Source organism: Bacteroidia bacterium, assembly GCA_027493955.1.
Classification (GTDB): Bacteria; Bacteroidota; Ignavibacteria; order SZUA-365; family SZUA-365; genus JAOSJT01.
Genome location: JAOSJT010000001.1, coordinates 3650331 through 3664065, shown reverse-complemented (window position 1 = coordinate 3664065; position 13735 = coordinate 3650331). Strand labels below are relative to the sequence as shown.

General features: G+C 56.4%; 12 protein-coding genes. All 12 read right to left on the bottom strand.

The window, feature by feature from the left end:
- Positions 1–105: 105 nt before the first annotated feature.
- On the bottom strand, positions 106–1503 hold the full coding sequence (gene hemN, locus M5R41_14005; GenBank protein ID MCZ7557509.1) for an oxygen-independent coproporphyrinogen III oxidase: 1398 nt from the start codon (positions 1501–1503) through the stop codon (positions 106–108).
- A 26-nt stretch (positions 1504–1529) separates the two neighbouring features.
- On the bottom strand, positions 1530–2597 hold the full coding sequence (hemE, locus tag M5R41_14000; protein MCZ7557508.1) for a uroporphyrinogen decarboxylase: 1068 nt from the start codon (positions 2595–2597) through the stop codon (positions 1530–1532).
- A 160-nt stretch (positions 2598–2757) separates the two neighbouring features.
- Positions 2758–3522, bottom strand: coding sequence for a uroporphyrinogen-III synthase (locus tag M5R41_13995; protein MCZ7557507.1), 765 nt, complete (start codon positions 3520–3522; stop codon positions 2758–2760).
- 3 nt (positions 3523–3525) lie between these two features.
- Positions 3526–4461, bottom strand: a complete 936-nt coding sequence (gene hemC, locus M5R41_13990) for a hydroxymethylbilane synthase (protein ID MCZ7557506.1) — start codon at positions 4459–4461, stop codon at positions 3526–3528.
- On the bottom strand, positions 4458–5744 hold the full coding sequence (hemA, locus tag M5R41_13985) for a glutamyl-tRNA reductase (GenBank protein MCZ7557505.1): 1287 nt from the start codon (positions 5742–5744) through the stop codon (positions 4458–4460). The genes hemC and hemA overlap by 4 nt, the downstream gene beginning before the upstream one ends.
- A gap of 59 nt (positions 5745–5803) precedes the next feature.
- Complete coding sequence (locus tag M5R41_13980) at positions 5804–6637, bottom strand: cytochrome c biogenesis protein (GenBank protein ID MCZ7557504.1); 834 nt, start codon at positions 6635–6637, stop codon at positions 5804–5806.
- A gap of 354 nt (positions 6638–6991) precedes the next feature.
- Positions 6992–7429 (bottom strand): hypothetical protein, encoded by a 438-nt coding sequence (locus M5R41_13975; GenBank protein MCZ7557503.1) that lies wholly within the window; start codon positions 7427–7429, stop codon positions 6992–6994.
- A gap of 171 nt (positions 7430–7600) precedes the next feature.
- Positions 7601–9184, bottom strand: a complete 1584-nt coding sequence (locus M5R41_13970) for a hypothetical protein (GenBank protein MCZ7557502.1) — start codon at positions 9182–9184, stop codon at positions 7601–7603.
- A gap of 13 nt (positions 9185–9197) precedes the next feature.
- Positions 9198–10214, bottom strand: a complete 1017-nt coding sequence (locus M5R41_13965) for a hypothetical protein (GenBank protein MCZ7557501.1) — start codon at positions 10212–10214, stop codon at positions 9198–9200.
- 423 nt (positions 10215–10637) lie between these two features.
- Complete coding sequence (locus tag M5R41_13960; protein ID MCZ7557500.1) at positions 10638–11381, bottom strand: hypothetical protein; 744 nt, start codon at positions 11379–11381, stop codon at positions 10638–10640.
- A complete protein-coding gene (locus M5R41_13955; GenBank protein MCZ7557499.1) occupies positions 11371–12297 on the bottom strand; it encodes a ThiF family adenylyltransferase in 927 nt (308 codons plus the stop codon). The genes M5R41_13960 and M5R41_13955 overlap by 11 nt, the downstream gene beginning before the upstream one ends.
- Before the next feature lie 743 nt (positions 12298–13040).
- The gene (locus M5R41_13950) at positions 13041–13625 is read right to left on the bottom strand and encodes a hypothetical protein (protein MCZ7557498.1); all 585 of its coding nucleotides are present in this window, start codon (positions 13623–13625) and stop codon (positions 13041–13043) included.
- Positions 13626–13735 lie beyond the last annotated feature (110 nt).

Below are 13735 nucleotides of genomic sequence, written 5' to 3'. Positions count from 1 at the left end.
TTCGTTGCGCTCTGTCGCCGCACAGACGGAACGACAGACCTCGCAGAACCATGCTCAAAGGCCTCTGCGCGTGAACATCCATCGACCGCGCGTATTTCGCAGGCGCTATACGGTTTTGGAAAATATGGGTTTCTCCATCTGCGCTGCGAGATATGCATCGAAAGCCATGGCCACATTGCGAATGACCAATATACCCATGCCGTTGACGGTGATTGCATCCGACGTGATGGTCACCAGGCCGTCGTCAACCAGTTCCCGCAGGCGTTCGGGAACGTCCGCGAAATACTCGTCGAACAGAATACCGTAGCGCCGTTCCACCGCGCGTTTGTCGAGCGCAAAGTCGCACATCAACGTCATGATCACATCGCGGCGCAACAGATCATCGTCGGACAGACGATATCCCACATGCGTGGCGGGTTTCCCGGCGTCTATGGCCGCGTAGTACTCCGGCAGCGTCTTGACGTTTTGCGCGTACATGCGGTCGAACTGACCGATGCTGGTGATGCCGAAGCCGTAGAGATCCGCACCGGCATGCGTGGTGTACCCCTGGAAATTCCTGTACAGCGATTTGTTGCGCTGCGCCACCGCCAGCTCATTGTCGGGTTTCGCGAAATGATCCATGCCGACGTACACATACCCCGCCGCGTTCAGCATTTCGATGGTGCGTACAGTAATACGGAGTTTTTCCTCCGGTGTCGGGAGGTCCTCCGGACGGATGAGGCCCATGTGTTTTTTGAGCCAGGGGACATGAGCGTAGTTGAACACGGCGATACGATCGGGATCGATGTCGATAATGCGCTCCAGGGTTTCCTCGAAGGTCTGCACCGTTTGATGCGGAAGCCCATAAATCAAATCGAGGTTGATGCTCCCGAAGCCGAGGTCACGCGCCCAGTCCAGCACCTCGCGTGTCATGTCCTCGGGCTGAATACGGTTCACCGCTTTCTGTACGGCGGGATTGAAGTCCTGCACGCCCATGGAAATCCGATTGAAGCCGCCTTCTTTCAGGGCGATGAGATGATCGCGCGTCATTTCCCGCGGATCGATTTCCACCCCCGCTTCCACATCTTCCGCCAGAGGGAAGAGGCGCCTTGTGTGCTGTGCGAGATCATGGATTTCATCGGGATGCAGATAGGTGGGCGTACCGCCCCCCCAGGCGATCTGCGAAACGGGACGGTCTTCACGTATCAGCGGACGCAGGAGGTCCAGCTCCTTTTTCACATACTGCACATAGTTGTTGATTTTCTCGCGGTCGCGGGTAATCATCATGTTGCAGCCGCAGAAATAACACAGCGTGTCGCAAAAGGGGATATGGAAGTACAGCGACAGCGGCGGGAGCGTAGCTCCGCTGTTGGTACGGCGTATTTCGGCGAGGTAATCGTCCGAAGTGAATTCGGCGGAGAACACCGGCGCCGTGGGATAGCTGGTGTAGCGCGGACCCGGCCGCGAGTATTTTTGCAGCAACGCGGTGTCGATGCCGTCAAACTGATGTATTGCCGTACTCATGCCTGTCCTTTCGTGTCGAATTCTGATTATGCGTTTTCTTCGTCCCGGATTTCCACGGAAATTTCTTTTACCGCGTCTATCATCGCTTTCGCATGTTCCACCGGCACCGTCGGGAGAATGCCGTGACCGAGATTGAAAATGTGGCCCGGATTGTTGCCATACCACTCGAGAATCCGTCGTACTTCCGCTCGTATGCTTTCGGGCGAGGAATAGAGCGCCACGGGATCGAGATTACCCTGCAGCGCGGCATACTGACCGATGCTCGAACGTACTTCGCCGATGTCCACCGTCCAGTCCAGTCCGACAACGTCGCAGCCACAGGTGGCGAGTTCGGGCAGTGACGAATTCGCGCCCTTCGCGAATACCGTCACCGGAACGTCGCTGTGCGCTTTCACATGCTCGACAATCTGCATGATGTAGGGAAGGGAAAATTCCAGGAATGCGTCCTTGCTCATCGCACCCGCCCAGGTATCGAAAATCTGCACGATGTCGGCACCGTTCTGCGTCTGTCGCACAAGATATTCCGACACGACATCGGCGAGTTTTGACAAGAGAGCGTGCATCACATCCGGCTGATTGTAGAGCAAGGTCTTGATCGTTTCGAAATTCTTCGACCCGCCACCTTCCACCGCATACGAGGCCAGCGTCCACGGCGCCCCGGCAAAGCCGATGAGCGGCACACGATTGTTCAGCTCCCGCTTTGTCAGCGCAAGCGCGTCGTACACGTACTGGAGCCGATCCGCGGCGCCGTCAACATTGAGTGCTGCGATGTCGGCCATGCTCCGCAGAGGCGATGGGAAGCGCGGCCCGCCCTTGCCTTCTTCGACGAGAAGTTCCATACCCATGGCTTCAGGCACAACAAGGATGTCGGAGAAAATGATGGCCGCGTCCACACCGACGATGTCAACGGGTTGAATGGTGACCTCGGCGGCCAGCTCGGGAGTTTTGCACAGGGTGAGAAAATCGGCCTTCGCGCGCACAGCCCGGTATTCCGGGAGATAACGCCCTGCCTGCCGCATCATCCAGACAGGAGTGCGCTCCGTGTATTCACGCCTCGCGGCGCGGAGAAGAAGATCGTTCGTGATTTGGGACATAGTCTGTCGTTATGGTGGTTATCGGTTCTGTGATTGGGAAGCGGAGTGCGAAGAGCGGAGAGCCCTTCTCTCGAAAAAAACACAACTCCTGTTCCGGGTTTCTGCGTACCGGTACACACTCCAATTTGTTGCACACATGCTCGACTTGCACGTTCGTGCTCTATGCTCTCCGCTCTGCGCTGCGAGCTGCGCGCTCTGCCAGCGCATCCGCCAACGCTTCCGCACTCTGCGCATGCGCAACGAGATCCACATGTACACCGAGCGCGCTCGCGGCGACGGCGGTGGTTTCGCCAATGACGGCAACGGGCCGGGGATCGCTCAGGAACTCCGGCAGCGCCGCGATGAAATACCGCACGGCCGAAGGTGAAAAAAACGCCGCCCAGTCGTAACCGTTTTCTGCGTGGAGAGCGCGGAGACGGTTGACGATCTCAGCTTCGGGTCCCAGTATCCGGTACACGGGCACTTGCTGCACCTGGCCACCGCGGTCCAGCACACCGGTGAGAACTTCGTCGCGCGCAATATCCGAGCAGGGCTGAAGAAAATGTCTTCCGGCCACATCCGGCAAATCCGCCGCCATTGCACTGCCATATGCCGCTTCCGAAATCGACGCGGTTAGCAGTCCTCCCCGCCTGGCCACCGCTGCCGTTTTCAAGCCGATCAGGTGCACCGGAGGAAGGTCCGTAACGTCCAACATGCGCTCTTCCAAGCGTCGCAGGAAGTACCGCACTGCGTTTGCACTGGTCAGAAGCACACCATCCCACTGTCCCATGCGATCAACCGCCGCGTCAAGCGCATCCCAGGATTCCGGATCGGCGATCCGTATCATCGGCAGATGAATGCAGCCCAAACCGCGCGCCTGAAGCGCATCGTCAAAATCGCCCGGCTCGGGGCGCGTGTTGAGCACTGTGACGATCCGCTCACCCATGGTTCAGGATTGCCCTCCCCGGATGGCATGCAGTATTTCGCGTGCTCCGTTGGCGAGCAGTTTGTCTGCCACGCGCGTGCCCAGCGCTTGCGCTTTTGCCTGATCGCCTGTGCTGCCGCGCGTGTCCAGACGCACCGTGCCGTCAATGGAAGCAACCATGGCATCGAGCAGCAAGCGGCCGCGCTCAAGACGAGCGAAGGCACCTATGGGAATCTGGCAACCGCCTTCGAGTGCGCGCAGCAGACTGCGTTCGGCGGTGGTTGCTGCGGCGGTTTCAGCGTGATGGAGGCAGGAGATCAGCCTGGCGGTCTTGTCGTCGTCTTCTCGAATTTCCAGGCCCAGGGCGCCCTGCCCCACAGCGGGCAGCAACAGCGTGGTGGGTATGATCTGGGCGATGCGATGCTCCCAACCGAGACGTTTGACGCCCGCATAGGCAAGAAGCATACCGTCCCAGTCCGAGGCATCGAATTTCTGCATGCGTGTGTTCAGATTGCCGCGAATATCGATGATGCGCAGATCCGGCCGCAGATGCAAAAGCTGCGCGGTGCGACGCAGACTGCCCGTGGCTATCACCGCTCCTTCAGGAAGCCCGGCGATGGAATTCCACTTCGTGGAGATCAGAGCGTCGTTCACCGTCTCACGCTCGGTAATAGCGGCAATGCGTAAACCGGAGGGTGTTTCCGTGGGTAAATCCTTCAGACTGTGCACGGCGATATCAGCGCTGCCGTCCAGCAAGGCATTCTCGATTTCGCGGGTGAACAATCCCTTGTCGCCGATTTTGGATAGCGACTGATCGAGGATTTTATCGCCTTTTGTCTTGATGATGTTCAGTTCGACACGTAAACCTTTGTGATGGCGCTTGAGCTCGCGCTGCACATATTCCGCCTGCCACAGCGCGAGCGCGCTGCCTCGGGTGCCGATGACGATGCGTTTACTCATTGTTCGATATTCTCCCGTGTCGTATCGGTGTTCTGTTCTTCAAGATTGAACAGCTCGCGGACGAGTTGCAGACGCGAACTGAATTCATTGCTGTCGTACGCGGGTTTGCGTATGGACACCATGGTCGGATGCAGCAGTTTGTTGATGATGCGCCTCGTCAGCGTCTCTACTAGCTCCAGAGAGGTATCGTCGATCTTGTTTCGGTAGCGATCTACTTCCATGGCGCGTACCTGCTCGAATTTCTCGCGCAACTGCTGTATAGTGGGCGCGGCGTCCAGCGTGTTGTACCAGAGAAAGAAGTTGACCACTTCCTCGGTCACGATGGCGTCAGCTTTCGGTATCTGCTGCCGCCGCTGTTCGAGATTCTGATCGATGATACTTTGGATGGAATCGAGATCTCGCAGAAATACACTGGGCAATTCGTTGATGCGCGGATCCACATCACGCGGCACGGCGAGATCGAGAATCAGCAGCGGTCGATTCTGCCGCTTGCGCATCGCCGCCTTTACGGAGTCGTAGGTCACGACAGGCACAGGTGACGCGGTGGCGCTGACGATCATGTCGAATTCATGCAGCATGTCCGGAAAGCTCTCGAAGCGTATCATTCGCGCACCGATCTCATCGGCGAAGGGTCGGGCGTTTTCATAGGTGCGGTTGGTGATGCTCAGCTGCTCCACACCCTTGCTCAGCAAATGGCGTGCGGCCAGGACGCTGGTTTCGCCGCTGCCGATGATAAGTACCTGTTTGCGATGCAGATCGGAGAAAATCTTTCGCGCCAGATCCACGGCCGCAAAGCTCACTGACACTGCGCCGATACCGATAGCCGTTTCGCTGCGAACGCGCTTGCCGGCATGCAGCGCGCCCATGTACATGTGGCTCAGCACATTGCCCACGGTACCGGCTTTCATCGCCAGCTCGTAGGAGGTTTTCACCTGATTCAGAATCTGCATGTCGCCCAGGATTTGCGAATCCGTGGCCGAGGCGACTTTGAACAGATGCGTCACCGCCCCGCAGCTGAACAGGCGGAAAAATTTCGAATCGTGCAGTTGCTCTGCGGGACGTGTCTCGCGCAACGCGTGAATGAGCGCATCGCCATCGATGTGATCCTCGGCGGGGACGGCATACAGTTCGGTCCGGTTGCAGGTGGAGACGATGGCCGCTTCACGAAACAGCGTCCCGTGATGGCGTTCAAGGAAGTGCACGATTTCCTCATCCGACAAATGCAGGCATTCCCGCACCTGCACCGACGCGGTGTGATGATTGACCCCGACCGCGAAAATCATGCCTGTCGCCCTTTCTTCAATCCTAATATGCGCAACATTGCCTGTGTCGGTGCCATGACTTACAAAAACCTGTGGAAATCGCTCAAAAACACGTTTACAATCGTCAGTGAGAGCACAATACCGGCAAAGCCGTACAGAGACAGCATGACGATGCGCTTTCCGTCCACTCGCAATACATACCGCGCGAAAAGCAGCGCAAGGTACAGCAGCCACACCACAGCCGTTGATAGCAGTTTGGGATCGAACCAGGAGAAATCTTCGAACAGCTTCGGCAACCACACGCCGCCAATCACTATGGATGCCGTGAGAAAGACGAAGCCCGCCACGGCCGGCACAATCGTCATCTGCTCCAGGCCCTCCAGACTCGGCAGGTTGCGGTAGGCCGCGCCGAAGTTTCCGCGTTTGAGCTCGCGGTACATCAGCAGATACATCACGCTGTGCATGGCGCTAAGCGCAAAGCCCGCATAACCGAATATCGCCAGCGTCACATGCAAACCGATGGCCATATTGGACAGCACGGGATTGGCGACGCCCGCCTCCGTCAGCTTCATCACCACGGTGGACGTCAGTTCAAACAGCGTGGCCAGCGAAAGGATGAACAGGCCCGTCCCTTTCTCCCCCGTGCGCAGTTCGATAATGGTGTAGGTGAGCGTGAGCGTGAAAGCGATCAGCGACATAATTTCGAACGGCGTGGTCACCATGCAGCGGCTGTACTCGGCTGTATGAAGACCCACATACATGAAATGCACGAAAGTCGTCAGAAACAGCGCGCGCGATTTCCAGCGCTCGGATATTGGCTCATTCCCGAAAAACGTGACCGCATACATGTACGTGGTGACCACATACAGTATGGGAAGTATGACCTCGGCGATGCTGTTGGCTACATGAAGCATAGATTTTTTTAATTCGGATACTCCAAATCATAAAAAAGTACGAAAAAATTTGACGGAAATACAGGCAGGAATCACTCCCGAGGGTTTGTCTGAAGATTCCATGGGATACGGGAATCCTCGTTTCAAGTCCGCAAGGTCCATAAGCTCGGAATCCTCCTATCGCACCCCATTCAGCCAGGCGTTCAGCACTGGTCACGCATACGCCGGGACTCCTGCTCATGAGCTTCGGGGTCTTTTCGATGATGCTCTTCCTGCATACCGGTCTGGGCTCATTGAGAAAACGATATGGCCGACAAACTGGTCACGAAGAGCAGGAAGCTGTGCTGTGCGATTATATTCGGTTTCCCACGAATCCTATATAAACAGCATAGGCGTGTCCTGCGTGCGGAACTCGAGGAACTTGTTTCCGCCAAGCCTCGCGTAGTACCAGTAGTTCAATACCCCCCATAACCGCTCGTTCACTTCGAATTCACTCTCAACCGTAGCCTCGCCTGTCACGGAGGAGGCCTTCAGGACATGCTTCCCGGGCGCGAGCAGAAAAGTATGTTTGATCCAGTTGTGCTGGTTCTTTACCTCAAAGGTCGCCGAAACCGCCGTCTTGCCATCGATGGTAACCTGGATATCAACGGTGGGGATATCGAAACTCTGATTGCTGACATACAGAACGAAATTCCCGCTGCCGTCTTGAGGCAGCACCTGTTGCGTCGGATACAATGAGCCGTCCGTCTCTCCGCATCCGGCTATGGCGAATGCCAAGATCAGGGAAAAGAATAAAAGCGCTGACTTTTTCATACGTGATCTCCTCTGTTGTACCGGCGACGTTGCCCGCTGTGGTTGTATCGCGAGATCCGGGAAGCTAACGTGCTAATTGGCCCGATGGAAGGCAGGAAGCAAGCGGCACAGGCTCGTGCATCAGTTCTCTCACGTGTCGGGAATCGCGACGTCCGCTCCATGCATCCGCATTCATTCTCTATTTCTTGTTTTCGTCAACTCCCGATATATCGGCGGAAGAAAAGCCTCTTTGTGCTCGAGTACCGACTTCAGCAGCGCAATGCGTTCCCTCCCGTGCAGCGAAGCGGTCAGACCATCCGCGCGTCCGTCTTCCTGTGTCGGAAACCACTCGTACAGATAGCCCTGCGCGGAAACAATGTACACCGGCGCACGCATGCTTGCTGTCTGCGAGGCGTCAAACGCAATATCCACATGTTCCGGCGGGAGCAGCACCGCGTAGCGCGAGTCGGCATCGGCCAGGAGCTGCCGCATGTCATTGCCCCGGGAGCCGTCTGCCGCTGTCATGGGCAACTCATGCATCTGCAGCGTCTCCACGGGCGATGCATCGAGCGTCACTGCGTCGATGCGCCACACGTCGGTGAGCGTGGAAAGCCGTACACGCAGCATGCCATCGGTGCCTTCGGGCAGCGCCACGCGTAACGCCCGTCGGAAGGGAGCAACGTTCGCTTCGGGCAGAATGCGGTCGATGTGTGTCCACGAGCTTCCGTCAAACACTTCAACCGCCAGGCCGCAATCGGTGAGCCAGTCGTTTACGCAGCGCTGCAAGTCCTCGTCCGTCTCCAGCGCCTGATAAAAATCCAGCGTGGCGTCGCCGAGTATGCCGCCTATCGAGCGATACACCTGGAATATCAGCTCGGTGTTTATCGCATCAACAACCAACGTGGCCTCCCGCGCTTCCGGAGCGATGGCGAACTCCATCTCCAGCATATCCCTAAATCCCTTGTCCACGGTACCCCCGGCAAGATCGGACACCCAGTAGTGCTTGTCCGGCCGGGCCACATCCGCGAGAACATCTCTCCCGGAGTGATCCCGCGCGGCGACAGGCGCCAAGGCGGCGGGCAGCGGCCACAGACGGTTTTCCGTGTCCAAAGCGCAACCGTGATACCGCTCCATATCGGCGGCGTAGAGTTTGACGTCGTTTATCATGTGGGTCTCCGGACGCTCGTTGCTCACCCGTATGCGGGCGACGCCTCCATCCGTCACCAATGAAGGCAGTATGCTGTACGTTCGCGCCTCCATAGCTTTCGAGACCGAGGTGCCGAAGACCTCGGTATCGAGAGTATAGTCCACGCCATCCCAGGAGTACACAAAGGGGCAGGAACTGCTCTTCGCGTAATGAATCGAGAAAATGGGGGGACTCGAGAGCGTGAGCAAGCCCCCTGCTACGAACACAGCCATCGGCACCACCCAGGCACCCTGAAGAAAACTGCTCTCCTCACGTTCGAGAAATGCGATACTGTCAAAACGGACACTTCCATCGAACGGACGGGTGACTCCGTCGCGTCGCAACGTCCCGCTCCCGTGAAGAGTGGAATCGTCGAAGGAAAATTTCTCGAAGGTGTACAAGCGGGAATCTATGGTCAGCGCCCGCAGGGGCCCCACGCCCCGCATCTCATAAAGTTCACTTCGTTTGGTCGTGTCGTGTGACACCGCGCACCCCATAAGGAACAGCAGGCAGGCGAGCAGTAAGCATCTTCCGGCAATAATCGCGACTCCGGCTACGCGATTCGTTGTAACGTGCGTCGTTGTGTGCATGGCATCCTCCCGTTTACAATGAAAACATAATACTTACCGAGGGGCCGGCCGGTGCGATGGCGTACCGCTTATTTTCGAATGTCGTGCTCACCTCTCCAAACGGAAGTGTCATAAGCACTTCAAGATGCTGTCGGTAGATGCTCCACCCGAGCATGAGCAAGGGATAGGTGTAATCACCAATGATATGCAGTCCGTTGCCGCTGAAATCGAAATTAATCCTTCCCGCGCCCACGCCCACGAGCGGACCCTGATCACCGAAGCTCACTGGCTGCCACAGGGCAGCGAGGGAGTAGTTGGTAATTTCATGATCAAGGAAAAAGGTCCACCCTCCCAACAGGCGCAGCGAGGGATCATCCTGCAGTGCGATTCCGAGTTTCAGTGACAGTCCGAATGCCGAGCCGCCTTTATCGCCCGGCAGATTTTTCAACTCGTCAATATTCATGCCCATGAAATCCGCCGAAAGGCAGAATGTATACGTCCCGAACATCGGTCTGCGCAAATCACGTTTGTCCTTCGCGAGGGGAAGCCGGTCGCTTCGGATACCGGCGGACGACGGTTGCGGTGCCGCGGTTTCCTTCTTACTCATTTGAACATCCACATGCACAGGGGGCAAGTCCTCGATAACACCCTGATCTTCCATTATAACGGGGCTTCCGTCCGCATACGAGAGCGTAACGTCGCCGCTCCCCATGCGATACCAGCCGGCGATGATTTCATCGTAGTACTGAATTTTTTCGGCGAGATTGACGACGGCGCGATACGAGATCAGCCGTGAGGAGTCGCGATAACCGCGGACGTCGTCTCCGAGCCGGAACAGCAGTATGAAGCTGCTGTCGCCCTGGTGACGGACCTCGACATGGTAAAAATCCCGGACCGTTTGGAACACCGCGAAGCGATCACGTTCATCGCGGTCTATTTCCATACCCACCCGCGGACTGAGCACCACGACCTTTTCCTGCTGCGCTTCCAGCGTGACTCCGCTGTGAAGCAGGAAAACCAGTATCGGCAAAATCCAATGTCGTCGCTTCATGACAGACTCCTCTGATGTGACTGCCGCCTTTTCGTACAGGAGATTATAACATGAGAATATCGTATAAATGAGCAAAGATCCGGAGCATCGGCCCTGTGTGTATCGTCGTATGTGGAAATTCAGGCACTCGGGATGGGGACAGCAATATCCCGAAATCAAAGGTAGTAGTATGGACAGAGAGAGACAATACCAATTTCCGTGGGTGCATTCTCCGGTGCGAATGGTCCTCTCCGTTCTCTGTGGTCGACAGGGCTGAGAGAATTCCCTGAAAAATCCTGTGTGAAATTCTATGGCAGGTGCGACGCTGTGTGCGCGAATATCCAAGCTCGATTTTTTTATGGGTGAAACGCAGCAACGCGCCTTCGGAGCGCACCCGGACGTGGGGGTATACCAGCTTCGCCATTTGAAAACCTCACGTGTGTATCAGGCAGCACGCGAGCTTTTCGCGCACGCCACTCCGACGGTATTGCATTTCCCGGTGGCTTCCTCGTGCTGCCACTCATGGACGATTTGATCGAAGCATGCCCGGGCCACGGGATTGTCAAAGCGACCGATCGCTTTCAACAGCGGTAACAACGGTGATCTGATTGCGTTGAGCCAATGATGATCATCCAACACGAGACACATCGGAACGCAGAGAGCGCCACCGGCACCATAACGGAACGCTGCGGCGTATTGACGGAATCCAAGCGTGCGGTAATGATCCACTAGTTCTCCAACGCAATCAATGCAAACAAACTGGACGGATGGTTTGTCCTCCACAAACTGCACCGCCGCACGAAGCAGTGCTTTGCATACCTTCAGGGATCGAAATGCGTCGCGGACAAGCCATTTCCGTACGGTCACGATCGCCTCTTCAGTGAAAACTCCGAGAAATCTCCCTAACCCATACTGTTTGATTTCATCAGAAGTTGAATCGCAACCGATCCACCAATCAATTGCCATGCTCCCCACCGGCACGTTTTCTACCTCGGCAAGAAGTAAGGCGCCCCTCGAATGTGCCTGGGCGGTCACTCCTGCTTCATGAAATGATCCGACGATTTCATATCCCAACTCGTTGATAAATACCTCCTCACGCAGGCGATGTACGCAGGCACGTGACTCGGCATCGGCCGCGATCCTGACCTGTACTTCCTGCTGGGTGTTCGGGCAAGAACTACGCGACATCACGCACCTCCCTCAACCGGTCCATTATCATCGTTGCGCCCGGTAACTCATTCAGTCTCGCAGTTGATGCGCGTTTGCAACATCCACTATATGTATCGACGTAGAATCCCGGTCTTCCGAGACGTGGCCATTCCAATCCATGCTCCAGGGCGATCATTGCAAGAGTCTCCCGCGCCATAAGAGCCCCTACTTCCATGGTCAGCGGCGCAAAGCTGGGGATGGGTCCTTCCAGTCGTAAAAAGCGGCCCAGCATCGGATTATCCACCAGGGAAGTGTTTTCTAGAATCCCGGGATTCACCGCGAATCCGTACGCAAGCACACGCAGCAGTGATTCGACGGCCAGATGATAATCCACACATTGCTCAATCGAGCAGTCGCGAGTGGGATACTCGAAACGCTCTTCGGGAGTCTCCTCCGTCGGCAGCGTCGAAATGACATTCGGAGTGGGAAAATAGAGAAAGTCCACAACGGGCTTTCGGGCCAGTCGCGCTGCACGATAGCACGCGATGCCGCCGACGAGCGAATCCATACCGAGAACGACGACGTCAACCGTATCCATAATGTCCTTGAGTGTATGGATACTGTTGGTCATATTCTGGACTTCGACGATAGCTCCGGGATTGATCGCGTGTATGATTTCGGCGGCGACTTCCGTTTTGTGACGGCCCACGGTGTCTGTCGTTGCGAAGACCTGCCCCGCGACATTTTCAATACTGATGGTATCGGGATCGACGATCACGAAGCGTCCGATACCCGTGCGTGCCAGGGCCAGCAATGTTGCGCTTCCTATCGCCCCCATTCCAGGAATGAAGACGGACACACTGGGCAGGACGTCCAACAGGGCATCCGGGACCAATCCTTCCTGTCGTGAAAATCGTGGATCCCTTCTCCTTGCTGCTGCTGCTGTTGTCGCCATACCGCACCGCGCTTTTCTGTTGTGAAACTGTTCACTACAAAGAACGCGGAGCGGGCATGTCTTTCTGTCATGCAAATGTCACGAATCGGTTAAATGGCGTCTGATGACTATTCCCTTCCGCTCAGTGATGCGTAATGAGAAGCGGCACACGTTGCTCCGATGACTCCCGATCTACTTGTTCATCAATGCATCCCGGCGGTACGGTAGCTGACTTTCATTATCCGATTGCTGCATGATGTTTTCTTCTCATACCCGGATGTTGTGGTAGAGTAGAGCAACATCCCTCTGAAAGCACACACTTGCAGAGCAGTTTGCGTGTATCTGCATCACTCCGGGCATTTCCTGAAACATTGCGTGGTCCGAACCACGGACGGTGGCGCGGCTCCCGGATCGGACCTGATTGTTACACACCGCCTCAGAGAGAAATGGCTGACCCGGTTACGGAACGTCGTGGCGCACGCTCTCCTCGCCTCCGGGTGTGCGGCAGACGATTCGATGGTACCTACGTCTCCCGTCCCAGGCTGGACTATATTCGAAAGGCACCAGCGCTTCGCAAATCAGCACGTTTATTCACATGGAATCCATGCCACATTGCAGCGGATTTGGGACCGGTAATTTCTCCATCGGTCGTACACCATGCCTCCAGAGAGCATGCTCGCCGGAGGTGTGCGTCCGACAAGGAATTCTTCTGTTCTGAGTGCGATTCTCCCCCGCTCGCAACCGTTACGTCGCAACGGAGAACCTCACACCCAGATGGAGAATCCCAGCACCAGCGCCAGTTGATTGGATCCGTAGCGATTGCTCGCCCCTGCCGGATTCGTTGTAATCTGCAGATACTGAATTGCGATATTCAGCAGCGCATGTTCCGCCACCTCCTGCTTCATACCCGCTCTTCCGCCGAAGCTGAGACCGCTGCGTGTGCTGCCGTTTGCGGTGGAGGTATACCCGATCAGTCCCTCGATAAAAGGATACGTGGAACCCTGCGTGGTGAAATTGTACGCGGGGGCAATAAAAATGGACAGCTGCATTGCCGAGCTTCCGCCGCTGCTTGCGTACGATATACCGAAGGGATTGAATCCCAGCTCGAAGCCGTCGGCAAGGAAGAAACCGACAAAGGGTGCGACGGTGAGATAATTCACCGCGTCGCCCGTGTTGCCGTTGGTGACAGTGGAGATACTCTGAAAGGAGATGCTCCCGCCCAATTCCGTCGTACCCCGCATGGTGAAGCGTTTCTCCGTTTGGGCGGTAGCGTCGGGACTTACCGTGTACAGCAATGCTGCGCACAGCGCTACGAAAATGATTCCATCGAATACACTACGTGACTTCATACTAACCTCCTGTGTAAGATAGGGGACGCGGCAGAGCTCTGTTCTTTGATAGCATCACAACGCATTGCGATGAACAGCGGAACACACACCTGAAACAATGGGCCCGGTAT